The 24676-nt window shown below is 37.5% G+C and carries 19 protein-coding genes and 1 riboswitch; of the genes, 18 read left to right on the top strand and 1 reads right to left on the bottom strand.

Annotated elements, in window-relative coordinates; all coding sequences use genetic code 11:
• Position 1 precedes the first annotated feature (1 nt).
• The 8 genes from rbsC (at position 2) to LJC66_RS04425 (ending at position 8843) form a co-directional block, all read left to right on the top strand.
• Positions 2-961 carry an ABC transporter permease subunit gene (gene rbsC / locus LJC66_RS04390; RefSeq protein WP_230931867.1) on the top strand — a complete coding sequence of 320 codons (960 nt, stop codon included), beginning with the start codon at positions 2-4 and terminating at the stop codon, positions 959-961.
• Between the two features lie 11 nt (positions 962-972).
• Positions 973-1893 (top strand): ribose ABC transporter substrate-binding protein RbsB, encoded by a 921-nt coding sequence (gene rbsB, locus LJC66_RS04395; protein WP_230931868.1) that lies wholly within the window; start codon positions 973-975, stop codon positions 1891-1893.
• A gap of 439 nt (positions 1894-2332) precedes the next feature.
• Positions 2333-3601: a 3D domain-containing protein gene (locus tag LJC66_RS04400; protein ID WP_025749708.1), complete on the top strand. Its 1269-nt coding sequence runs from the start codon at positions 2333-2335 to the stop codon at positions 3599-3601.
• Between the two features lie 413 nt (positions 3602-4014).
• On the top strand, positions 4015-4626 hold the full coding sequence (locus LJC66_RS04405) for a flavin reductase family protein (RefSeq protein ID WP_025749707.1): 612 nt from the start codon (positions 4015-4017) through the stop codon (positions 4624-4626).
• A 351-nt stretch (positions 4627-4977) separates the two neighbouring features.
• Positions 4978-6255 carry an ABC transporter substrate-binding protein gene (locus LJC66_RS04410; RefSeq protein WP_230931869.1) on the top strand — a complete coding sequence of 426 codons (1278 nt, stop codon included), beginning with the start codon at positions 4978-4980 and terminating at the stop codon, positions 6253-6255.
• Between the two features lie 72 nt (positions 6256-6327).
• Positions 6328-7182 (top strand): carbohydrate ABC transporter permease, encoded by an 855-nt coding sequence (locus tag LJC66_RS04415; protein ID WP_014461372.1) that lies wholly within the window; start codon positions 6328-6330, stop codon positions 7180-7182.
• Between the two features lie 68 nt (positions 7183-7250).
• Positions 7251-8057, top strand: a complete 807-nt coding sequence (locus LJC66_RS04420; protein WP_013055640.1) for a carbohydrate ABC transporter permease — start codon at positions 7251-7253, stop codon at positions 8055-8057.
• 51 nt (positions 8058-8108) lie between these two features.
• The gene (locus LJC66_RS04425) at positions 8109-8843 is read left to right on the top strand and encodes a sugar phosphate isomerase/epimerase family protein (protein WP_230931870.1); all 735 of its coding nucleotides are present in this window, start codon (positions 8109-8111) and stop codon (positions 8841-8843) included.
• 31 nt (positions 8844-8874) lie between these two features.
• Here the strand turns inward: LJC66_RS04425 and LJC66_RS04430 are convergent, their stop codons facing one another.
• A complete protein-coding gene (locus LJC66_RS04430; protein WP_116742230.1) occupies positions 8875-9390 on the bottom strand; it encodes a GNAT family protein in 516 nt (171 codons plus the stop codon).
• A gap of 481 nt (positions 9391-9871) precedes the next feature.
• On the opposite strand from LJC66_RS04430, the gene LJC66_RS04435 reads away from it, so the two are divergent.
• From LJC66_RS04435 to LJC66_RS04480, 10 genes are all read left to right on the top strand, one after another.
• Positions 9872-11479 (top strand): GGDEF domain-containing response regulator, encoded by a 1608-nt coding sequence (locus LJC66_RS04435; RefSeq protein ID WP_230931871.1) that lies wholly within the window; start codon positions 9872-9874, stop codon positions 11477-11479.
• Positions 11480-12529 (top strand): HEAT repeat domain-containing protein, encoded by a 1050-nt coding sequence (locus LJC66_RS04440; RefSeq protein ID WP_230931872.1) that lies wholly within the window; start codon positions 11480-11482, stop codon positions 12527-12529.
• Positions 12519-13928, top strand: a complete 1410-nt coding sequence (locus LJC66_RS04445; protein ID WP_230931873.1) for a glycosyltransferase family 2 protein — start codon at positions 12519-12521, stop codon at positions 13926-13928. The genes LJC66_RS04440 and LJC66_RS04445 overlap by 11 nt, the downstream gene beginning before the upstream one ends.
• The gene (locus tag LJC66_RS04450) at positions 13925-17173 is read left to right on the top strand and encodes a hypothetical protein (RefSeq protein WP_230931874.1); all 3249 of its coding nucleotides are present in this window, start codon (positions 13925-13927) and stop codon (positions 17171-17173) included. Before LJC66_RS04445 ends, LJC66_RS04450 begins: the two co-directional genes overlap by 4 nt.
• 2 nt (positions 17174-17175) lie before the next feature.
• Complete coding sequence (locus LJC66_RS04455) at positions 17176-17544, top strand: response regulator transcription factor (RefSeq protein WP_028412195.1); 369 nt, start codon at positions 17176-17178, stop codon at positions 17542-17544.
• Complete coding sequence (locus LJC66_RS04460; protein WP_230931875.1) at positions 17534-20407, top strand: ATP-binding protein; 2874 nt, start codon at positions 17534-17536, stop codon at positions 20405-20407. Before LJC66_RS04455 ends, LJC66_RS04460 begins: the two co-directional genes overlap by 11 nt.
• 453 nt (positions 20408-20860) lie before the next feature.
• Positions 20861-21235, top strand: a complete 375-nt coding sequence (locus LJC66_RS04465) for a DnaJ family domain-containing protein (protein WP_043980127.1) — start codon at positions 20861-20863, stop codon at positions 21233-21235.
• A 36-nt stretch (positions 21236-21271) separates the two neighbouring features.
• Entirely contained in the window at positions 21272-22078 is an 807-nt protein-coding gene (locus tag LJC66_RS04470; protein ID WP_230931876.1) for an alpha/beta fold hydrolase, read from the top strand.
• 12 nt (positions 22079-22090) lie between these two features.
• A complete protein-coding gene (locus LJC66_RS04475; protein ID WP_230931877.1) occupies positions 22091-22678 on the top strand; it encodes a histidine phosphatase family protein in 588 nt (195 codons plus the stop codon).
• Between the two features lie 360 nt (positions 22679-23038).
• On the top strand, positions 23039-24358 hold the full coding sequence (locus LJC66_RS04480) for an aspartate aminotransferase family protein (protein WP_230931878.1): 1320 nt from the start codon (positions 23039-23041) through the stop codon (positions 24356-24358).
• 169 nt (positions 24359-24527) lie between these two features.
• Positions 24528-24627, top strand: a riboswitch (SAM riboswitch).
• Positions 24628-24676 lie beyond the last annotated feature (49 nt).

The following is a 24676-nucleotide window of genomic DNA, read 5'->3' on the forward strand; positions in this document are numbered from 1 at the left end:
AATGAAAGCAAACACAGCGATAAAAGAAAATCGCGTTGATAACGTGATGCAAAAGCTAGGTCCGTTACTAGGTCTATTTATTCTTATTGTCATTGTATCGATTTTAAATCCAAGCTTTTTAGAACCTTTAAATATTTTAAACTTGCTGCGTCAAGTAGCCATTAATGCCTTAATTGCATTCGGTATGACATTTGTCATTTTAACAGGCGGAATTGATTTATCGGTTGGCTCTATACTTGCTTTATCAAGTGCGTTAATGGCAGGTATGATTGTGTCAGGTGTAGATCCTATTTTAGCTATTTTAATAGGATGTGTGTTAGGAGCTGTAATGGGTATGATTAACGGCTTGCTTATTACAAAAGGAAAAATGGCGCCGTTTATTGCAACGCTAGCAACGATGACAATTTTCAGAGGGTTAACGCTTGTTTATACAGATGGAAATCCGATTACGGGCTTAGGCGAAAACTATTACTTCCAGTTATTTGGCCGCGGCTATTTTCTAGGTATTCCTGTTCCGGCAATTACGATGGTACTAGCGTTTGCTGTCCTATGGGTGATTTTGCATAAAACGCCGTTTGGCCGCAGAACATATGCAATCGGGGGAAATGAAAAAGCAGCATTTATTTCAGGAATTAAAGTACCAAAAGTTAAGGTTATGATCTACTCACTAGCAGGATTATTGGCAGCGCTATCAGGAGCGATTTTGACTTCTCGTTTGAACTCTGCTCAGCCAACGGCAGGTACGTCTTACGAGTTAGATGCTATCGCTGCAGTAGTACTGGGTGGAACAAGCCTTTCTGGAGGACGTGGACGCATTGTTGGAACGTTAATTGGTGCGCTGATTATCGGAACGTTAAACAACGGTTTAAACTTACTCGGCGTTTCGTCATTTTACCAAATGGTCGTAAAAGGAATTGTTATTTTAATCGCGGTATTAATTGATCGCAAAAAGTCATCTTAGGAGGGAAAAACATGAAGAAAATTTGGCTCGTGCTATTATCATTTTCATTATTACTGTTAGGGGCTTGTTCACTTCAGCCTCCTGAGTGGGCGAAACCATCTGAAAGTAAAAATTTAAAAGATATTAAAATTGGTTTATCCGTTTCTACATTAAACAATCCGTTCTTTGTTTCGCTAAAAGAAGGGGTACAAAAAGAAGCAAAAAAACTGGGCATGGAAGTAGTTGTAGTAGATGCTCAAAATGATTCAGCCAAACAAATTAACGATGTAGAAGATTTAATGCAGCAAGGTGTTAACATTTTGCTTATTAACCCAACGGATTCAGCTGCTATTTCAACAGCTGTACAATCGGCTAATAATGTAGGCATTCCAGTTATTACGCTAGATCGTTCAGCAGAAAAAGGAAAAGTAGAAACACTGGTAGCTTCAGATAATGTAAAAGGTGGTCAAATGGCTGCTGATTACATTGTGAAAAAAGTAGGGGAAAAAGCTCAAGTAGCAGAACTTGAAGGCGTGCCCGGAGCTTCAGCAACTCGTGAACGAGGAAAAGGGTTCCACAACGTTGCAGATCAAAAGCTAGATATTACGGCTAAACAGTCGGCTGATTTTGACCGTACAAAAGGCTTAAACGTTATGGAGAATGTTCTTCAAGGAAATCCTGGGATCAAAGCCGTATTTGCTCATAATGATGAAATGGCATTAGGAGCTATTCAAGCGATTAACAGCTCAGGAAAAGATGTGCTAGTAGTAGGGTTTGATGGAAACGACGATGCAATTAAAGCGGTAAAAGAAGGGAAGCTAGGAGCAACTGTAGCCCAGCAGCCTGTTTTAATCGGTAAACTTGCCGTAAAGTCTGCTAAAAATGTTCTTCAAGGCAAAAAGGTAGATAAGCAAATTCCAGTGCCTTTAAAACTAGTAATCTCTGACAAATAATGGTTTTATACATGTGTAGAAAAAAGACGCTCATTTGATTTATGGGCGTCTTTTTATGTATATAAAGTGTAAAAAAGAAGTGAAAAAGTCACAACTTTATAAATAGTGTAGGAATTATGTAGGTGGAATTTATGTAATAAAAAGTAAAAAACACCGAAAAAAGACGGTAAAACACATAATTTTCTGTGAAAAATTTGTAATATACCTGTAATAATAAGCGTTTATTTCTATTTTTAAAGAGCAATTTTGCCCTGTTTATGACAAAAATATATCTTTTTTAATAAACAGTAAACCTCTCTATCAAGGCATTTTGGTGATGAATTCCCAGAAAGAGATTCTTGGTTATACAAATTATGGGAAACTTTTAACTGTATTGTAACATAAACAGATAGTTTTTTATGGTATAACTATGTCTATGAGGAAAGGGGACTATTACTTTATGAAAATTTTTAAGCGTATGACTCTTGCAGCAGTCACAGGAATTTTCTTCATGACCGGCATCACAGAGACTCACGCCCAATCGAATGAAGAAGCGCTCCAGAGTACTGAAAATAAAATTAAAGAAACAGAAAAGGCTGTTCAACAAAAAGAGAAAGAGAAACAGTCTATCAATTCAGATGTTCAAAACATTCAATCACAATTAAATTCATTACATACAGTAATCTCTAGCAATAAAAAAGAGCTAGCATCGACTGAAAAGCAGATTTCAGAAGCGAACAAAATGATTGAGAAAAAGAAAAAAGAAATCGTTTTGCTTCAGGAAAAAGTGTTAAGTCGTAAAGATATTATTGAAAATCGATTAGTTGCTTTGCAGCAAGACGATAAAACAAGCGTTGTTATTGATACATTAATGAATGCTGATAACTTTGGAGATTTTGTTGCACGTATGGGTGCTGTCACAACGTTATTGTCAGCGGATAATGATATTTTAAAGCAGCATCAAAATGATTTAGATCAAATTGAAAAAGATAAAAAAGAAATTGATAAGCAAGAAAAAGTATTAGAAGCAGCAAAAGGTAGCTTAGCGGCTAAACAAGCTGAATTAGATAAAAACGTTGCCAAACAAACAGCAACGTTAACAACTATGCAAGAAAAGTACAGCACGGTTGTAAATGAAATCGATGCAGCTTCTTCAGAAAAAGCAAACCTTCAGTCTGAATTAACAGGCATTCAAGATAAGATTGCAAAAGAAAAAGAAGCAGCTCAAAAGCAAGCTGAGCAAGTGGCAAAACAGCAGGCAGCTGAAAAGGCTGAGGCTGATGCAGAAGCAAAACGTCAAGCTGAACTGGCAACGGCTAAAAAAGAAGTAAAAACAGAGCCAAAACAAGAAGTAAAAACAGCTGCGGCTACAGAGAAGAAAGCAGCCGTTTCTTCAGAAGCAAAAGAAACGAAAAAAGAAGAAAGCACACAAAAGCATTCTGGAAAAGAAATGTATGTAGAAGCAACAGCTTATACAGCTAATTGTGCAGGGTGTAGCGGCGTAACAGCCACTGGACAAAATGTAAGTTCAGGCACTCATAAAATTATTGCGGTAGATCCATCCGTTATTCCATTAGGTTCAAAAGTATATGTAGAAGGATACGGAGTGGCAACAGCAGGTGATACGGGCGGTGCGATTAAAGGATATCGAATTGACGTATTAGTACCTTCTGAGTCAGCTGCAAAAGCATTCGGACGTCGTACAGTGAAAATTACGGTGTTAAATTAAAGAAATAGGCTGAAACTATTTTAGTTGCAGAAAAATCCGAACGATGAATCGTTCGGATTTTTTCATTGTTGTAGTGAACGTAGGTTTCATCTAGTTAGTTGCTTCTAGCTGTTGATTGAAGGGCAAGGCGAAGACTCCTGCGGGAAAAGCAGAAGTGATGAGGACCTGAAGGCCCGTAATCCACGAGGAAGCTCATCGGTCGCCCGCGGAAAGCGAAGCATTGCAGGGAAACCAACAGTGGTGTCACAAGTGATCGATACCAGCTCATTACTCCCATTTGTTCGTCTTCGAATTAGGTGGATGGAGGTATGTCTCAATCTCTTTTTTGCATATTTGGTGAGCAAGTTGCTAGCTAATCTATACTCTTTTCGTTACCATACAATAAAGTAAATGGAAGAAAAGGAGTGGGTAAAATGAAGATAGTCGATCCAGCGGTACAAAGTGCAAAAGACAATTATCATTTGTTAACAGGGGTCGTCATTCCCCGGCCGATTGCGTTTGTTACAAGTCAAAATGATGACGGTGTAGTGAATGCTGCACCGTTTAGTTTCTTTAATGTAGTTGCGGCAGAGCCTCCGCTGATTGCCGTTTCGGTTTCGAGAAGTGAAGGTCAAATGACGAAAGATACGGCAAAAAATATTAGTGCATCTAAAGAATTTGTAGTTCATCTTGTAGACGAAAACTTAGTGGAACAAGTGAATCAAGCGGCATCTTCTTATCCTTCTTCCGTGAGTGAAGTCGAAGAAACAGGGTTAACACTAGCACCGAGCAAAAAAGTGCAGGTTCCCGGAATTCAAGAAGCCAGCATTCGGATGGAGTGTAAGCTTCACCAAATTGTTCCATTAGGAACGGATGAGGCATACAGCTCAGATTTGTTTATCGGTGAAGTTGTGATGTTTCATATTAGTGAAAAAGTGATAGAAAACGATCGCGTTTCTGCAGAACGTGTGAAGCCAGTCAGCCGACTTGCGGGTTCTAACTATAGTAAATTGGGGCAATTATTTTCCTTAGAACGTCCCAAATAAGCAAGAAAGTGTTACTTATGTAGCAAAAAAATAGTATACATTGGATTTTTTTAAATAAGCGATTGTGTTCTGTTTCAACAACGACAGTACATTCGCTTTTTTTTATGAACGAAAAAGTTAATAGAAACCATAATAACAAAACTAATTTAGAAAAAGGCAAAAATGTAAGGTTTTTGCCTTTTATATTTACCATTGAGGAAAAGGGTATTCATTCATATAATTTAGATTAAGTAAATTGTATACGCTTTCAATATACAGAATTATTTTTCAATAATTCTCTCGAGAAAGAGTCATGAGCGTTTACAAAAAAACTTGCCACACTAGGAGACGAGATTATAGGAGGGGTATTCATTGAAACGTTGGTTTAGTTTAATCAGTTTTGCACTCATTTTAACCCTAGTACTTGCAGGATGCGGAGGAAAGTCCGCTAATGAAACAAGTGGTAGCGGTGGAAAAGAAGTTGTTGCATGGGCTTGGAATATTAACGTACCGGTATTAAAGAAAGCAGTAGCAGAATACCAAAAAGAGAATCCAGGATTTAAATTAAAAGTAGTGGATATGGGACGTGAAGACGTTTATTCAAAATTAACAACAGGATTGCAAGCTGGCGGAAAAGGCCTTCCTGATATCGTATTAGTAGAAGACGATCGTTTCCAAGGATACTTGGATGCATTTCCAAAAGCATTCTTAAACCTATCTAAAAAAGGATTTGATAAGCAAGAAGATAAGTTTCCAGAATTTAAGAAAGCTCTTTTATCAAAGGATGGAGATATGTACGGCTTCCCGTTTGATGCAGGCCCAACAGGCGTTTTCTATCGCACAGATTACTTTGAAAAAGCAGGCGTAGATCCAAACAGTATCAAAACATGGGATGATTACATTGCGGCTGGTAAGAAAATTAAAGAAAAAGTTGGCGTTGATTTATTAGGATTAGATTTTAATAATGACGATGGCCTATTCCGAATGACGCTGACGCAGCAAGGGACATTCTATTTTAATGACAAAGGAAAATTGAATTTAACTTCTAAAGAAGCGAAAAAAGCAATGGAATTAAATAAGAAGTTAAAAGAAGCAGGCATTGTTAAAAATACAGTGGGCTGGGATGCTTCAATCAGTGCTTTAGCAGAAGGTAAAGTAGCAAGTTCACCATCTGGTGCTTGGCTATCCGGTTCTATTACGCAGCAGGCTCCAGATTTAAAAGGAAAATGGGGAGTGTTTTTATTACCTTCGTTTGAAGAAGGAGGCAACCGTGCTTCTAACTTAGGCGGAAGCAACTATGTGATTTCAGCAACTAGTCAAAAAGCAGATGAAGCGTACAAATTTATGGAGTATTTCTCAACAACGGATAAAGTTCAAGAAGAAGCGATGAAGGGCGGATTATTCCCATCATTAAATACCGTATATTCTTCAAAATTATTCACTGCACAAGATGAGTACTTTAACAATCAAACGATTTGGAAAACATTCGCAGATGAAATGAAAGATATTAAGCCGGTTAACTTTACGGGCAATTACTCAGTTGCAAACAGTGAAGCAGTCAAAGCTGTGTCAGAAGTAACAAATGGTAAGGGCGTTAAAGACTCGCTTGAAGCAGCTCAAAAACGCTTAGAAAACCGAATTCAAAAATAATCAAGAAGCATAGAAGGTGATTTTTAGAAAATTGCCTTCTATCTCTTCTTCTTGCGGTACTAGGAGGTCATCATGAAGACAAATAAATCATTGCCTTACTTATTTATTGCTCCAGCACTTTTGCTGTTTGCGCTGTTTACCATCTACCCTATTTTTTCATCTTTTATTCTAAGCTTTCAGAGCATGGAAGGTGGAAAGTATGTATTTACCGGGTTATCAAACTATACACGATTGCTTGGAGATGATATTTTCTGGAAAGCGCTTGGAAATACCGGCATTATTTTAATCGTTCAAGTGCCCGTAATGATTTTATTAGCACTTGTACTAGCTAACGCGTTAAACAGTCAGCTTTTAAGGCTAAAAGGTTTTTTCCGAGTTTCATTTTTCTTGCCGGCAGTAACGTCACTAGTTGCCTATTCTATTTTGTTTTCAATCATTCTTCAAGATGAAGGAATAATGAATACTATTTTAGGATTTTTCGGTATTGATGCCATTCAGTGGCTGGGAGATCCATTCTGGGCTAAAGTCTCAATCATCGTTGCGATGACTTGGAGATGGACAGGTTATAACATGGTTATTTTTCTAGCAGCTCTTCAAAGCTTGTCTCATGAAGTTTACGAAGCAGCTGACTTAGACGGAGCAAACCGAATTCAAAAGTTTTTCCACGTAACGGTTCCACAATTAAAACCCGTTATCTTATTTGCTACTATTTTATCAACAATTGGCACGCTTCAATTGTTTGACGAACCTTTTAACTTAACAAAAGGCGGCCCTGCTGATTCCACGATGACGCTAGGCTTATATATTTATCAAAATGGCTTTAAATACTTTGATTTTGGATATGCTTCAGCCATTGCGTACGTTGTTGTATTATTAGTTGGTATTTTAACGTTCTTCCAATTTAAATTTACGGGTGATAAATCATGAGTGTATTAGAGAGAGTAGAAGCAACCGCAGTAGCTACCGTGCCTAAAGTTAAAAAGAAAAGTAACATCATGCGCAAAATAGGATTATACAGCATGCTTGGGCTGTTCACGATTATTTCTATTTTTCCTTTTTACTGGATGATTATCGGCGCTACGAATGAATCAGGAAAAATGTTTACAAACCCTCCAACGCTGAAGCCTGGCGATCAATTTATGACAAATCTACAAAATTTAAATGCTTCAATTGATTTAGGACGCGTCTTTTTTAACTCAGTATTTGTTTCAGTCGTGTATGTGATTGTAGCGTTAATGGTCTGCTCCACAGCAGCATATGCGCTATCTAAATTTGAATTCAAAGGCCGAAACGCAATTTTCACTACGCTTTTATTGTCTATGATGATTCCATATCAAGCAACGCTCATTCCGCTTTTTCAGCTGATGTCGAATTTTAATTTGCTTGATACGTATTTTGCTCTTATTGTTCCGCAGCTGTGCTTTCCGTTTGCTATCTTTTTATTACGTCAGAACTTTTTAGCTTTTCCGACGGAACTTATTGAAGCGGCTCGTTTAGACGGAGCTGGAGAGATGAGAATCTTTTTAACTATTGTGCTTCCTTCTATGAAGCCTGCTATGGCTGCAGCAGCTATTTTCTTATTTATGACACAGTGGAATAACTTTATGTGGCCTCTAGTTGCGACTACATCTAACGAAATGGCTACATTGCCAGTTGCTCTTTCAAGCTTAATTGGCTTATCGATTATTGATTACGGTCAAGTAATGATGGGAGTAACGATTGCAACCATTCCAATCATTGTTTTCTTCCTGGCACTTCAGCGTCATTTTATTTCAGGAATGCTTGGAAGTGCAGTAAAATAAAAGCAGAAGCTCCTATTATAGGAGCTTTCTCAATGAACAGGGGGAGAGAAGATGGGAGAAATACCTGTAGGAGTTCAGCTTTATACGTTGCGTGAAGAAACGAAAAAAGATTTTAAAGGAACTCTTCAAAAAGTAGCTGCTTTAGGATATCAAGGAGTAGAATTTGCAGGGTATGAAGGATATACAGCGCAAGAAGTAAAAGTATGGTTAACGGATTTGCAGCTGAAGCCAGCTTCTAGTCATGTGCCTCTTGAACAATTAGAATCAAATTTAGAGCAAGTGATTCACTTTGAGCAGCAAGTTGGAAATTCACATATTGTTTGTCCTTATTTAATGCCTGAACGTCAAACGGAAAAAGGGTATTACGAACTTATTGATTCTTTAAATTCTATTTACGCGTATTGTAAAAAAGAAGGCATGTCGTTTAGCTATCATCATCATGATTTTGAGCTGAAGAAATTGTCAACTGGAAAGTCAGCTCTCCACACGATCTTAGAAGAAACTGAGGTAAACGTAGAGCTGGACATTTATTGGCTGACTAAAGCAGGCGAAGATCCAGTGGAGTGGATGAAGCATTATCAAAATCGGACGCCTTTTATCCATTTAAAAGATATGACAACAGACGGAGAGCAATTTTTTGCTCCTCTTGGTACCGGAGGAGTAGATGTAAAGGCTGTAATGCAAGAAGGACATAGAGCAGGCGTAAAATGGTGGATCGTTGAACAAGATCAGTGCATAGAAAGTCCTCTTAGCAGTATTAAAAAAAGCTTAGCATATATCAAATAAAAAACGAACAGACGCTGTCTGTTCGTTTTTTTTATTGATAAGCTGGAGTCCACTCAATTTCTCCGCACTTATTCGTATAATCAATATTTACTTCAAAGTTATGTTTTTCATAAAAATGAATTAATCTTTCGAGATGATCCCAGTCACGCTCAGCGATATCGCCTTTAATGACATGAACATTTTGATCAACCGCTACTTCTTTTAAATAATTCATACATACAGAGCCATATCCTTTATTAGCAGGCCCTTTAATGTCACCGATAAAAATCGTGTGATTATCTTCATATACGCCGTCGATAGCAAAATCCCAAGACCCTCTATAAGCTTTTGTGCATTCGTTTAGCATAATTTTACATGCACTTCCGTCATTTTGTGCCGATACAATAACTAACTGATTATCTTCAGGCTGATCGACGCCAATAACTTCATACTTTTTGGCTATTTCTTTTAAATTATCCTGCATGCGAAACAGCTGAAACTCTAAATCATCAAGTGTTTCTTTTAGTTCGTCTGCATTTTGTTTTTTTTCTGTAAGCTGAGTAAACATTTTATACTCCTTTCCGTCTGTTTTCGGTCTAAACGCGCCTATGACAAAGAGAACACGGTGTATAAAGCGAAACTTTATAAAGTATCTACCTTAGTAAAAATATAAAAAGGAAAGAACCTGATTTGATTGATCGTTCATCAAAACGGCTGCTTTCCTTAACATTCACTTTTAAATTTTTCACAACGTGTATAAGGGTAACAAAGACTCATTAATTTTGTCAATAAGGTTGAAGGTCTATTTATAAAGAAAGTAACAGGTCATTTTGCTTATTGGGAAGAAAAAATAATGAGTGAAAAAAGAATCATTTTAAAGTAAAATCATTGGAGGAAAAGTATGGTTAAAAAGGAATTGCTTTTCATTTGAAAAAAATATACTTAAAATAAAAGTAAGAAAATATTTTATTTACTTACAAAATATTATAGGAAAATGGATGGAGTACTATGGGGTAAGTGTTAACTATATCGAACAAAGGGTGTATAAGATGGATAAATATCAAATTGCATTATTAGCTAATGTCCGCAAGCAGCTGCAAGAGTGGACTGATCAAAATAAAGAAATACCTCATGAAGAGGTGTACCGCTTTTTGCATTCAATTTCTGGAACGGCTGCGACCATTGGACTGCATTATTTAGGAGACCGCTCCCGTGAGTTAATGGAAGCGGTGGAAAAAAATCAGAAAAAAACCTGGGATTACGCGGAGTTAAATGCTTTTTTATTAGATATTATTAAAATTTGTTATCAAGATGAAATTCAATCGGTAGAAGATATAAATAAACCGCTAGAAATCAGTGAAAAAACAGCTAATATTTTACTTGTTGACGACGATCTTTCAATGTTGACGTATTTAAAAGAACAGTTTGAAAAACAAGGCTGGTACGTATTAGCAACTGCCTCTAAAGAAAAAGCTATTACGGCTTTTTACGAATTAAAGCCGGATTGTTTTGTTGTAGATGTACATATGAAAGACGGTACAGGCTTTGACATTCTTTCATTTTTGCGTGATAAAACAAAGCAACTGTTCGTCCCAATTGTCATGATGAGTGTTGATAATCAAAGAGAGACGCGTTTGAAGGCTTTTAAATTAGGAGCCGATGATTTTTTGGTTAAACCTCTTAATATGGAAGAAAGTCTGCTTAGAATTGGTCACCATATTGAACGAAAGCAGATGTTTAACTCCTATTTAATGTTTGATGAATTAACAGGAGCCTATAACCGAACGTATTTAAAAGAAATCTACAGTCAGCAGCTATCCAGCTACGACCGCTTAAAAGATCCTTTTTGTTTAGCGATTTTGGATTTAGATTTCTTTAAAAGAATAAATGATCAATATGGACATCTGATGGGAGATAAGGTTCTGCAAGCATTTGTAGAGTATATGAAGCATGAAATTCGTCCAACAGATCACATTTTTAGATATGGAGGCGAAGAATTTATTCTTTTATTGCCCAAAACCAATATAAAAGAGGCAGAAGCAGTATTAAATAGACTGTTGGATTTCTTTGTGAAAAAAGTGTTCACACATCAAAGCAATTCGTTTTATTGCAGCTTTTCCGGTGGAGTTGTAGAAGTTCATAACACTGAATGGCCGTTAGAAAAAGCGCTTCATCAAGCTGATGAAGCATTATATATAGCGAAGGAATCAGGACGTCAAAAAATTGTAGCTTCTTCTCAAAGCAAGCTGGTTAAAAAGCGAACGCTTCGTATGGCTATTATTGATGATGATTCTATCATTCGAACGATGCTGAAAGAGCTTTTAAGCAAGATTGATGTAGGAGATCGCTATGAAGTGAAAATAGAAGTGTTTAAAGACGGCATCGAATTTTTTGAGTCCCAATGGATTCATTCTAGCGATCAGTACTTTGTTATTTTAGACGGAATGATGCCTAAAATGGATGGTTTAGAAGTGCTGCAAAAATTAAGACAGAATAAACGTCACGATCAGTATACGGTTATTATGCTTACCTCACGAAACAGCGAACAAGATATTCAAAGAGCATTAGAACTTGGGGCAGACGATTACATGACAAAGCCATTTAAGTTAATGGAGCTTGAAGCGCGCGTACGTCATTTAATGAAGAAGGTGAAATAAATGGCGATGTCCCTTCAAGTGGTATATGTCTTATTTAGCGGATTGCTATTGCTTTTAGTCTGTTTTCTAAGTTATTTACTTATTCAAAAAGCGCGTTTAAACGCTTTTCGAGCAAAAGTAGAATTCTATAAAGATAGTATAAAAGAATCTCTTTTTATTTATTTATTCAGAAAAGATGAAGAGCATCGGGTAGAGCCTAAAAATAAAATAGAGCTGGCGGGTGTAGAGGAACTATTAAGCGGTTTTTCGGCAGCTGTGCAAGGCGATGAAATTCTAAATAACATTACGCTCTATGCGGAGAAGGTTTTTACTCCCAAATATAAAAAAGAGCTCCATCATTCTAGGTGGAGTGTCAGAATGAATGCCCTTTATGCTATTGAAGACTTTGGTCTAACTACGCTAACAGACCAATTAGTAGAAATGTATGAGAAAAAAAATAGTACAGCGGCTGAAAAAAATCAAATTTTAAAGATTTTGGTTAAGCTGAACCGCCCTGAGTTTGTTGTGTACATGACGAACGCTTCTAGACCGCTGTCTGAATTTATGTACCGCTCTTTGTTTGGAACTATGAACAGTGAACAGTTTCAGCAATTTATTAATAAATTTGAAGACCTGCAAGAAGAAATTCAGCTGCCTCTTATCGATATGATTGGTATCAATCATAAGTTAGAGTATATAGATTTCTTAAAAATGCACATGAAAAGTTCATCAGAAGAACTGCGAATTCGTTCGTTGAAATCACTTAATGCTTTATCTTTTCCATTAAGAATAGAGGAGCTCACGAACCATCTTCAGTCAGGTATTTGGCAAGAAAGAATGATGGCTACAAAACTAATAGGTAAAACGAGAGATGAGAAGGGGTTATCAATTCTCGAGCAGTCGCTAAAAGATTCTCATTTTCTTGTGCGTTCGAATGCTGCTCAGTCAATGATGAAAATCCCAACAGGTAAAGAATACTTAGTTCATGTATACAAAACGACTGATGACAGGTTTTCGAAAGATATGGCAGCAGAATGGCTTGAAAAAGGAGGAATTACGGTTGTGGAATAATGTTTGGCATCTTTTATTGTCCATTTGCGGATGGGCTGTATTTGCTTATATGATTTTTGTGCTTTGTTTTTATTTTATGATGTTTATCATTTCTGCTTTTCAACTGCGAAAGCAATATCAATTAAACGATGAAGAACCTTATGAAGATTTGCTTGCGGTTAGCTATACAACGCCGTTATCTATATTAGTTCCCGCTTATAACGAATCTGTCGGGATTATTGGGAGCGTACGTTCGCTGCTTGGAATTGAATATCCGGAATATGAAGTAATCGTAGTAAATGACGGATCTTCAGATGATACGTTAGAAAAGCTCATCGAAGAGTTTTCTCTTGTGAAAATGAACCGAGTTGTGAGAAAGCAAGTGGAAACGAAAGAAGTAAAAGCTGTATATCGTTCTAAATTATACGATTATTTATATGTAGTCGATAAACAAAATGGAGGAAAGTCAGATGCATTAAATGCAGGAATTAATTTATCCAACTATCCTTATTTTTGTTCGATCGATGGCGATTCAGTGTTAGAAAGAGATGCTTTTTTAAAAGTTATGAAGCCAATTATTGATTCAGACGGAGAAGTAATTGCTTCAGGGGGAAGTATTCGAATTGCAAACGGATGTAAAATCGAAAACGGTGCGGTCGTATCGATTGGACTTGATACGCAGCCGCTTGTTGTGATGCAGATTATTGAATATTTACGTGCCTTTCTTATGGGGCGCATTGGTCTCAGTCGCCATAATTTATTACTTATTGTGTCAGGAGCATTTGGTGTATTTTCTAAACGCTGGGTGATTGAAGCTGGCGGGTATTCTCATACAGTCGGCGAAGACATGGAGCTTGTCGTTCGCCTGCACCGGCTGATTAAACAGAAAAAAACCAACAATCAAATTGTTTATATTCCAGATCCCGTATGCTGGACAGAAGCACCGGATGAAATCAAATATTTGCGAAGACAGCGAAACCGCTGGCACCGCGGTTTATTTGATAGTCTTTGGAAGCATAAAGAGATGCTTTTTAATCCGAAATACGGAAGTATCGGACTGATTTCTATGCCTTATTTTGTGTTTATTGAACTAATCGGGCCGGTCATGGAAATGTTAGGCTATTTGTTTATTGTTATTTCCCTAGTTGTAGGCGGGATTTATGTGGAATTTGCTTATTTGCTTTTTCTTTTAATGGTTGTATATGGTTCTCTTTATTCGATGGCGGCCGTTTTGCTAGAAGAGTGGAGCCTTCGTAAATATCCAAAAGTATCTGATATCGCTAAGCTGTTTGTTTTTTCGCTGACGGAATCCTTTTGGTATCGACCTCTAACTGTTATATGGCGCTGTCATGGATTGTGGGATGTTATTCGCAATAAAAAAGGCTGGGGAGACATGCAGCGAAAAGGAGTTTCACAATGAAAAAATGGTTATTAATCGGCGGCATTATTTTGGTTATGGCAATAACGGCTTCTCCATTTCTTATTTGGCAGCTAAAGAAACCAACTGATTTGAATATGCTTGTCATTGATAAAACAGTGCCAGATCAAACGTTTCGAGAGCATCAAGGCTTAATGTGGATGCTGAATCAAGCGAAAGTACGCAAAGACGGGAAGCCTTATGAAATCTCAAAAGATTATGCAGGGTTTTACCCGAAAGGAGATAAAACATACAGCATTAAATCTCTGCCAAAAACAAACTCTGCAGATATGATTTATATCACGGACACGTATGGTGTATACAAAGAAGATTTAGGCGTAAAAGCTAAAAGAGGAGATCGCTCTCAATTGGTGTATGGCGGCATGACTTCTGAAGACGTGAGCTACGTTAAGAAAGCGTTGAATGGACGTACAAAAACGCTGATTGGAGAGTTTAATACATTTGGAAGCCCTACTTCCTTAGACGTTCGCAAAGAACTGTATGAATTATACAATGTTACGTGGTCCGGCTGGATTGGTCGCTACTTTGAGGAATTCGGCAGTGAAGAAGTTCCTGCTTGGGTGAAAAGTGCTTACAAAAAGCAGTACAACAAAGAGTGGAGCCTTACAGGAAGAGGCTTATTATTCGTTAATGAATCCAATAAGCTCGTTATTATAACGGAAAAAGAATTAAAAGAAAATCCAGTATGGTTTCAATATACAAAACAAGGAAAGAAAACATTGAATTTACAGGATGAATCTGCTTATCAATATTGGTTTGACGTAATTACACCCCAGCAAAAAAGTGATGTGCAGGCTCAGTTTGCCTTTCACTTGGATTCGGAAGGAAAAAACAAGCTAAAGGAAAATGGTATCCCTTTGTCCATACCAGCAGTCGTTCATCATAACAAAGAGCGATATGATACTTATTACTTTGCAGGAGATTTTGCAGATCAAGGAGAAGTACCTTCCATTTATCAAACCTCTTTTTACCCGGTGTGGAAGAAATGGACAGAGAAAATCGGAAAAGAAGATGAGTCTTCTTTTTACTGGACTGTTTATCTTCCTCTTATGAATAAGATCATCGATCAACAGCAAAATGAATCGCAGCCTGCTTCTGTTACTTTTAATAAAAATATGGAAATCTATGAAGATGCTGACCTTAAAGTAGCAGGGAAAGTAGGAAAAGATTATTTGCAAATTTATCAAAATGGAAAATGGAAAGATTTGCTTATTAAAGGAGTAAATATGGGCATTAGTAAGCCAGGCCATTTCCCTGGTGAGACTGCTATTTTAAAAGAAGAATATTTGCGCTGGTTTGAAGAAATTGGAAAGATGAATGCAAACTCAATCCGCGTATACACCATTCATCCTCCCGCCTTTTATGAAGCGCTTGCTGAGTATAACCAAAAAGCCGAAGAACCTATTTATCTTTTTCATGGGGTATGGGTGAATGAAGAAGTTTTCTATGATTCACAAGATGCTTTTGCAAAGGAAAATACAAAAGAATTTGAAGCTGAAATGAAAAGGATTGTAAACGTTATTCACGGAAAGGCAACACTGCCAAAACGAACAGGACATGCAAGCGGAACGTATACAGCAGACGTGTCTCCTTATGTTTTAGGATGGATTATAGGAGTTGAATGGGATCCCACGGTAGCCCTTTCGACAAATGAAAAACATAAAGGAATGAAAGATTTTAAAGGGCAGTACATCTATACCAAAAAAGGCAACCCCTTTGAAATTTGGCTTGCTGAGCTTATGGAAAAAACAATTTCCTATGAGCAGGATAAATATGATTGGCAGCGGCCTATGAGCTTTACGAACTGGGTGACGACGGATTTGCTTACTCATCCATATGAGCCTTCTGAAGACGAAGATAAAGTGTCTGTTAATCCTAATTTAATTCACATAACTAAAAAATTTGAGCCGGGCTTATTTGCCTCTTATCATATTTATCCGTACTATCCTGACTTTTTAAACTATGAACCTCGTTACCTCGCTTATCGAGATCATCGAGGAGAGAAAAATAACTACGCAGGCTATTTGCAAAATATGAAAGAAGTTCATCATATGCCCGTTCTTGTTGCTGAATTTGGCATTCCGGCTTCGCGAGGACTCACCCATAGAAACGTATACGGGTGGGATCAAGGCTTTCATACGGAACAAGAACAAGGAAAGATTCTGTCACTCTTATACGAAGACATTGTTGAAGAAAAAATGGCTGGCGGTATGGTCTTTACATGGCAAGATGAATGGTTTAAGCGAACGTGGAATACGATGGAGTACGACAATCCGAACCGCAGGCCATTTTGGACGAATTTGCAAACGGGAGAGCAGCATTTTGGACTGCTGAGTTTTGATCCAGGAACGAACCTGAAAGTCAAAGTAGACGGTAAATCAGATGATTGGAAAAAGCTGAACAGCAAGTCGGTATATAAGCCGTCTAAGAAGTTAAAAGCATTGAACATTACAAGTGATGAAGGTTATCTATATCTACACGTGAGTGCAAAAGAACTGGAAAATCAAAAGCTTTATTTCTTGTTTAACACGATTAACAATCAGGGACAGTCAAAGATCCCTCAAATCCCTTCCTTAAAAACAAAAGGAATTGATTTTGTAGCAGAATTAAACGGGAAAGCAGACAGTCATTTATGGATAGACAGCTATTACGATACGTATTATTTTTCATATGCTCATCAGCTTCAAATGATTCCGGCGGTAAAAGGAACCGATACAAAAGACAACGGCATGTTTAACCCAATCAGGCTCGCCCTTAACAAAGAGTTAGCGATTGGAGAAGGGGAAAACAAGAGAACCGTTCCTTTTGACGCCTATGAAACTGGGAAGCTCCAAGAAGGAAACAGCGATCCTAACTCTTCTTCATTTGATTCGCTAGCAGATTTTAAAGTGAATGAATCAAATGGAATTGCTGAACTTCGCATTCCTTGGTCGCTTTTAAATGTAAAAGACCCGAGTCAAAAAGAAATAATGGGAGATATTTGGTCTAAAAAAGGATTGGAATCCAGCGAGAAAATAAAAGGAATTCAAGTGGGAGTCGTAGCTGTTAATAAGAAGAGCAATGACGTGGAAGATACGTTTCCGACTCAGAAAAAAGGAGAACTTTTATTAAAAGATTTTTACTTATACAAGTGGAAAAATTGGGAGTATCCAACTTTTCACGAACGAATAAAGCCGTCCTACTTCATATTGCAAAAAACGTATGGACGACTACAAGCGGAGGAATAACAATGGCAAAAATTTTATTAGCGGAAGATGAAGAAGTGCTTCGTATGTTAGTGGTAGATACGCTTGAAGATGAAGGACATGAGGTGACGGAAGCAGAAAATGGCGAAGAAGCTTTGGAATTTATCAAAGAACGTGATTTTGACTTAATTATTTTGGATTATATGATGCCCGTGTTCACCGGGCTTGAAGTCATTCAGCAGCTGAAAGAAATGAAAGATAAGCGCCATACAAAAGTATTGATGCTTTCAGCTAAGAATCAAGCTGCTGATCAAAGCCGAGTGTTAGAAGCAGGGGCTGCGTATTTTATGTCTAAACCGTTTAGTCCACTATTGCTAGCCGAACGTGTCGAGGAAATTTTAGATGAACAATAAACTAAAACGAAAAAGTATCTCAACCCAGTTCATCCTCTTAGCAAGTATCCTTTTACTTGCTTTTGCGGCGGGTTCAACTGTACTTGTTGTACGACAAAAAGAAATTACAGCTGATTATGCCCAGTACAGGGCACAAGTACGGGAAAAGGCACAGCTGCTATCTACAATTGATAAATCAATGAACAAGGCTTTTTTGCAGGCTCGTGGGTTTATTGCGTTTGATTCAGAGGATATGTATAACGAGGCTGCAAGTCAGCAAAAAATTATCGAAGAAAATCTCGATCGACTTTCAGGTCTAGCCGCAGATAGACGTGAGCGTACGTTTGTAAATGAAGCGACGGTGATGCTAAACACGTATTTTAATCAAACGCTTCCTTATTTTAAAGATATTTACGACAAAAAAGGTATTGAAGGAGTCCGCTCTAGTCCTGAACGGAAGGCTGCTTCTAAATCAATAGAACAAATGCAAAAAGAACTTGATGACTACCAAAATGAATTAACTAAAGACTTAAATACACAGTACGATGACACGTCGAGTGACATGCAGAAAAGTCAAACGTTCTTTATTTTATTTTTAGCGTTTACAGTGGTCATTTTATTATTGCTTACACGGGTATTGCTAAATAAGTTTGTAAAGCCACTGAGTCAGCTCGCATATACGGCAAGCGAAATTGCTGCCGGAAAAGAAATGCCTATAACATTTGATGAACATAGAAGAGATGAAATCGGTATGCTATCTCAAGCCTTTTACAAAATGGTATCGACTTTGCAAAATAATGAACAGGAGTTAACGGCTCAAAATGAGGAGCTGATTGCACAGCAAGATGAGTTGCACAGTCAGCAAGATGAACTTCAGCACGCATTAGAATTAACAAAGGAACGAGAAGGAGAGTTAGAATTGCGCAATTTATTTGTGCATGGACTAACAAATTCTCTTCACAAGCAAGAAGTTCTCACGAGTGCTGTCACAAACATGAGCCGGGTGATGAAAGCTGATCACGGTTTTATTATGCTAACCGATGAAAAGACACATGCTTCATTTGGTCTATCTTCAGCAAGTGTTCAACAGATGGTGGCAAATCTTCATAATAATTACGTTGATCATGTGCAAAAGACGAAAAAATGTATGTTAGTAAAAAGAGAGTGTATAGAACATGAGCGCCTATATCATCAGCAAACGTTTTATTTGTATGATGTGATCGTACCGGTACTGTCTTCACAGGGAGATATGCTAGCCTATATGTTTTACAGCCGCTACGCGGATGAATACACAGAACATGAATTACAGACATTTGAAATACTGGCCAAACAAATCACGATTGCTCTTGAAAAAATTTATATTTACGAAGAGTCCGAGCATGACCGATTGCTATCTCAAGATATTTTAAATTCGATTCAAGAAGGAATGCAGCTTGTAGATACAAGCGGTACGATTCTACAAGTGAATACGAAGATTAGCGAATTGTTTCAATATGAGCATCAAAGCGGCCTTCTTCAGCTTTCTCTCGATCAATGGATAGATGCTCTCTCTCAAAAAGTCGAAAATATACAGCAGCTGAGACAATACGTTGAAGCCATTTGTAAGGGAGAGCAAGTAGAAAAGTCTTTTGTTTATTACCTGCACACGGATGGTAAGCGAAAAGTTATAAAAGTTTATAGCGAATACGTGTATCGAAACCGTCAGATGTTTGGCGTATTGTTCGTTCATCGTGATATTACGAAAGAATTTGAAGTTGATCAGATGAAGTCGGAATTTGTAAGCACTGTGAGTCACGAGCTGCGTACACCTTTAGCAAGCGTATTAGGGTTCACTGAGCTTATGCTAAATAAAACATTAAAAGAAGAACGACAGAAGAAGTATTTAACTACTATTTATCAGGAAGCACAGCGGTTAACGTCTTTAATCAACGATTTTCTGGACGTCCAAAGAATGGAAGCGGGGAAACAAACCTACGATAAAAAGTATCAAGACATTCTGCCGCTTATTAAGCAGGTGATTGAGGTCCAGAAAATACAAACAAATAAGCATGAATTTGATATGATTTCTGATCAAGAGCATTTTACAGTAATGGGAGATAAAGATAAGCTGCTGCAGTTGTTTAATAATGTAATTAGCAATGCAGTGAAATATTCGCCCGATGGAGGGAATGTTACAGTTAAAGTATATCAAAAGGAACACGCTGTTTATATTGATATTCAAGATGAAGGAATTGGTATACCAAGTGAAGCGCTAGGTCAATTGTTTACCAAATTCTACAGAGTAGATAACTCCGATATGCGCAAAATTGGCGGCACGGGTCTAGGGTTAGCAATTGTAAAAGAAATTGTAAAAGCTCATGGCGGAGACATTACTGTACAATCGGAATGGAAAAAAGGAACAACATTCACGGTTGTTCTGCCTCTTCTATATGAAGTTCAGTACGACGAAGAGATGATAAGCACAAATGATAACCGTAAAAGCGTAGTGATTGTAGAAGATGATAAAAGTTTAGCGACGCTTTTACAGGTAGAATTAAAAGAAAGCGGTTTTCATGTTCGGTATTTTAACAACGGAGAAGACGCATTAAACTCTATTCATCAGCAAAAGCCTGAAGTGGTTGTTCTAGATATTATGCTAGGAGAAAATAAGTTAGACGGCTGGGATGTTTTAAGACAGCTCAAAGAAAATACAGAGACAGAAAAAATTCCTATCTTAATCTCATCTGCTTTAGACGAAAGAAGCAAAGGGTTAGAGCTTGGAGTGTGTGAGTTTCTGATTAAACCTTATCAGCCTAGTAAATTATCCAAAACGATTCTCCAGCTGCTTTTGAAAAAACAAGAGCATGAAGGAGAAATTATGATTCCATCAGATAAAGAAGAGTAGAAATTTGGTGAGGCTTCGCTATATTTACGGAGTCTCATTAAACGAAAAGAAAATTAGTAAAGTAATAAAAAATGTTGAAAACGCTATCAAATTGTGGTTTTATAGTAAGTAGGCATAACATGATGACCTTAGAATTACCTTTTTCCACCTCCTTACATGCGTAAGGAGGCTTTTTTGTATAAATATAGTAAGATAAGATAACAAAACCTGATGCAGAATCGTTTATTGAAGTTCAGCTAGTTAAGAAACTGCTCAAGAAAGTTTGATAATGAAAGGAATGAAGCTCTGGAAATCATTTCGCAAAGGGAGGATAGTCTATCCCAGAAGTGAAGGTAGTTCAATTTTTATAATCATAGTATAATAAAAAATACGGTTATAAAAGCTGTGTTTTTTATACATCTTTTATATAGAAGGTAAGATTGAATTTTATATTTGCTTAAAGGAGGTCTTTCCTTGGATATTGCGTATATAATTGCTGAAGAAAGAATTAGACAAGCAATAAAAGACGGTGACTTTGATAAGCTGCCTGGGGAAGGAAAACCATTAAAGTTAGAAGATTTGTCACACATACCTGAAGAACTGCGCCAAGCGTATAGGATATTAAAAAATGCAAACATGATAACGGATGAACAAGAGCTGAAACGAGATATGGCTACAATAGAAGAATTGATTTCTATATGCACGGATGCTAATGAAGAACAAAGGCTAACAGAGATGCTTACGGAAAAGCGCTTGCGCTTTGAGCAGCTCGTTGACAAGAAAAAGATGACAAGTTCTGCAGCTTACAGGACGTATCAGAATAAAATTTACTCCAAATTTTTTTATTAATGAGTGTAATGGTCAAGACGATCGGAGGGTGAGAACTTGCGGCTGTTAATTTTATTGATTAGTATCATACTATTTATTTCGCTTTGTTTTTATATTTTTGCCCCACAAATAAAACGAGGTGCCCAATCGAAAAATGTGCCGGTTTTATTTATTCATGGCTATTTAGGTAGTCAAAAAAGCTTAGGGAAAATGATTAAACGATTTGAACAAAACGGATGGGGAACTAAAGTAGCTTACTGCGTTGTTCAAAAAGATGGAGCTATTCAGTGGAAGCATATTATGAAAGCAAAAGAGGGAAAACTTCCGCTTATTCATATCGTCTTTAAACAGCCAGATGCCAGTATTGCACAGCAGCAAAAATGGATTGAAGCTATTATGCAAGATGTACGTGATACATATAAAGCATCTTCTGTTGATTTAGTTGGACATAGTATGGGAGGAGTAACAGCAGCAGCTGTTAGTTTGTCTAACCCTCGATATATTCAAAAGTTAGTTACGTTAGGATCGCCAATTCAAGGATTAGATTATCAGGAATTAATGGAGATGTATCCTCATGCACGCAATCATATTGAATCTATGGGTGCTCGTGATTTAGCTTTTCACTCTATGGCATTAAACAAGCTGTACGAAAGTCGTCAAGATTTCTCAAAAGAAATCGACGTTTTTTCAGGAGCAGGAGATGTGGGAGATAAGACAGATGGAGTGGTAACAGTAGAAAGTGCGTATGGACTGCAAGAGTTCACCGAACACATTCATCTCCAAACGTTTCATGAAGCACATTCGGATTTACATGAAAGCTCAGAGGTTGATAAAGCTGTCTATCAATTTTTAAAACGGGATTAAAGGGGGATTACGATGCTTTACTTAATTAGACACGGCCAAACAGATTGGAATAAAAACAAACTTATTCAAGGGCATGCTGATATTCCGCTCAACGAAGCGGGAAAGCAACAAGCTAAACGCGTAGCGGAACGTTTTCGAGATATCCATATTGATGTAATCTATACAAGCGATTTGCTTCGTGCGCAGGAGACGGCTAGGGAAATTGCAGCAGCTGCTAAAGTAGAGAAAATCGAGGTTTGTGAGCAGCTGCGTGAGCGCTCTTTTGGAGAACTAGAATCAAAGAAGGTAGAAGTTCTGCATGAGCTTGTGCCAAACTATGCGACAAATTGGGGAGAAGAGCCTTTATATAATATCGAAACACTCGAAGCGGCTCAAGAACGGATGGTTCGGCGGTTAACGGAAATTATGAAGAAGTCTATCGGAAAGAAAGTAGCAGTTGTTAGTCACGGAGCGGCAATTAATACATTCATTCATCATGTAACAAGCGGAGAACAAGGAACAGGGACTACTATTTTACAAAATACATCGATTACAACTTTTGCTTATGAAAGTGGAAAATGGCGTCTTGAAACGATCAATGATGCCAAACATCTTGAATAAATATACTTAAAGAGACTCTGGCAGTAGTATTTTAGTTGAGGGAAAATCCGAACGATTAATCGTTCGGATTTTTTTATGGTAATGGTGAACGTAGGTTTCATATATGTGAGTACTTCTAGCTGTTGATTGAAGGACAAGATGAAGACTCCTTCGGAAAAAGCGGAAGGAATGAGACCTCGCATATTAATTTTATATATAAATATTTATACAATTGATTTTAATAAAAATGCATAGTAAAATAAGTTTTATTACTATTCTATTAAAGCGTTTAGTATAACTGAATTTCCTAATATTGTTTAATAAGTAACTATATTTCGGAATAAGATTAATTGATTTGTATAATTTCAAGGAGGATGTAGTATGTCAAAAGATTGGAGTCACTTATTTGAAAGAATGCCTGAATTGCTAGCACCGACGATGGCTAAAGACCATCCGAATTTGCCCGTTGTGAAAGAAGAAGGATGCTATTATTATGGATTGGATGATAAAGAATATCTCGATTTTACTTCCGGAATCGCTACGACAAATGTAGGACACAGACATCCGAAAGTAGTAAAAGCAATCAAAGACGGAGCAGATCAATTATTGCACGGTCCTTCAGGTGTTATTATGTACGAATCGATATTAAAGTTAGCCGATGAGTTAGGAAAAGTAACGCCGGGTAATTTAGACTGCTTTTTCTTTGGAAATAGTGGCACCGAAGCAATTGAAGGAGCCTTGAAATTAGCGAGACATGTCACAAAGCGTCCGTATGTTATTTCTTTTTTAGGGTGTTTTCATGGCCGCTCGATGGGAGCTTTGAGTGTTACAACCTCGAAAAGCAAATATAGACAATTTCAGCAGCCTTCGGGACTGACGTATCAGATTCCATATGCCAATCCAAAAGAGTGCCCTGCGGAGCTAGACAGCGATGTGTACTTTACTGAAAAGCTTGAAAAAGATTTTGAAATACTCTTTAAGCATCAAGTCACGCCTGAAGAAGTGGCTGCCGTTATTTTGGAACCAGTATTAGGAGAAGGCGGCTATATTATTCCTCCGAAAAGTTGGATGAAGAAGTTAAGAGAGATTTGTGATCGTCACGGAATATTACTTATTTTCGATGAAGTGCAAACAGGGTTTGGCCGTACCGGCGAATGGTTTGCTGGACAAACGTTTGATGTCGTGCCAGATATTATGGCTATAGCAAAAGGAATTGCTTCTGGAATTCCGCTTAGTGCAACGGTAGCTTCTCAAGAATTAATGAAGCAGTGGCCCCTTGGCACACATAGTACAACATTTGGAGGGAATCCTATTGGATGTTCAGCAGCCCTTGCAACTCTTGAAGTGATGAAAGAAGAACAACTGCTGGATAACACGAAAAAAATGGGCGCTTATGCGTTAGAAAAGCTGCATCTTTTAAAGGACAAACATTCAATTATTGGGGATATCCGTGGTTTAGGACTTATGATTGGAATTGAAATTGTTAATCCGCATACGGGAGAAGGCGATGGAGATGCCTTATTCGAGATTTTAGACTTAGCTTTAGAAAAAGGCGTGTTATTTTATTTTTGCGGAAATGCAAGTGAAGTTATTCGCATGGTACCTCCGCTTACTGTAACAAAAGAACAGATAGATGCCGGCATTCGTATGCTAGATGAGGCTATCACTTCTTTTGAGAAAAAGTCAGCTGTAAAAGCGTGATAAAAAAATATAAAAAAATTATATATTTGTAACCTAGTTGTCATAGTAATGGTAGCGATATCATAGTTTTAGAGGGAAAACAATTTTCTGAAAAGTAGTTGACATCTGTTTGTGCAGCATGTAACATAATATTTATCTTATCAACAATTATCAACAAAATTCGACAAACTTCTTATCAAGAGAGGCGGAGGGATAGGCCCTGTGAAACCTCGGCAACGGACTTTATAGAACCGTGCCAACTCCCACAAGCAGTGCTTGAAAGATGAGAAGAGACCAGGCTTACTAACAATTGTGATCCCAACCTCTTCTTACAGGCAC

The sequence above is a fragment of the Priestia sp. TSO9 genome (genome assembly GCF_021029645.1).
Taxonomy (GTDB): domain Bacteria; phylum Bacillota; class Bacilli; order Bacillales; family Bacillaceae_H; genus Priestia; species Priestia megaterium_E.

Bases quoted from the DNA above. Each gene is read 5' to 3' on its own strand.
- LJC66_RS04430 (WP_116742230.1), bottom strand. From the start codon at position 9,390: ATGTTTACTCAGCTTACAGAAAAAAAACAAAATGCAGACGAACTAAAA.
- LJC66_RS04435 (WP_230931871.1), top strand. From the start codon at position 9,872: ATGGATAAATATCAAATTGCATTATTAGCTAATGTCCGCAAGCAGCTG.
- LJC66_RS04440 (WP_230931872.1), top strand. From the start codon at position 11,480: ATGGCGATGTCCCTTCAAGTGGTATATGTCTTATTTAGCGGATTGCTA.
- LJC66_RS04425 (WP_230931870.1), top strand. From the start codon at position 8,109: ATGGGAGAAATACCTGTAGGAGTTCAGCTTTATACGTTGCGTGAAGAA.
- LJC66_RS04400 (WP_025749708.1), top strand. From the start codon at position 2,333: ATGAAAATTTTTAAGCGTATGACTCTTGCAGCAGTCACAGGAATTTTC.
- rbsC (WP_230931867.1), top strand. From the start codon at position 2: ATGAAAGCAAACACAGCGATAAAAGAAAATCGCGTTGATAACGTGATG.
- LJC66_RS04420 (WP_013055640.1), top strand. From the start codon at position 7,251: ATGCGCAAAATAGGATTATACAGCATGCTTGGGCTGTTCACGATTATT.
- LJC66_RS04480 (WP_230931878.1), top strand. From the start codon at position 23,039: ATGTCAAAAGATTGGAGTCACTTATTTGAAAGAATGCCTGAATTGCTA.
- LJC66_RS04405 (WP_025749707.1), top strand. From the start codon at position 4,015: ATGAAGATAGTCGATCCAGCGGTACAAAGTGCAAAAGACAATTATCAT.
- LJC66_RS04415 (WP_014461372.1), top strand. From the start codon at position 6,328: ATGAAGACAAATAAATCATTGCCTTACTTATTTATTGCTCCAGCACTT.
- LJC66_RS04455 (WP_028412195.1), top strand. From the start codon at position 17,176: ATGGCAAAAATTTTATTAGCGGAAGATGAAGAAGTGCTTCGTATGTTA.
- rbsB (WP_230931868.1), top strand. From the start codon at position 973: ATGAAGAAAATTTGGCTCGTGCTATTATCATTTTCATTATTACTGTTA.
- LJC66_RS04475 (WP_230931877.1), top strand. From the start codon at position 22,091: ATGCTTTACTTAATTAGACACGGCCAAACAGATTGGAATAAAAACAAA.
- LJC66_RS04450 (WP_230931874.1), top strand. From the start codon at position 13,925: ATGAAAAAATGGTTATTAATCGGCGGCATTATTTTGGTTATGGCAATA.
- LJC66_RS04460 (WP_230931875.1), top strand. From the start codon at position 17,534: ATGAACAATAAACTAAAACGAAAAAGTATCTCAACCCAGTTCATCCTC.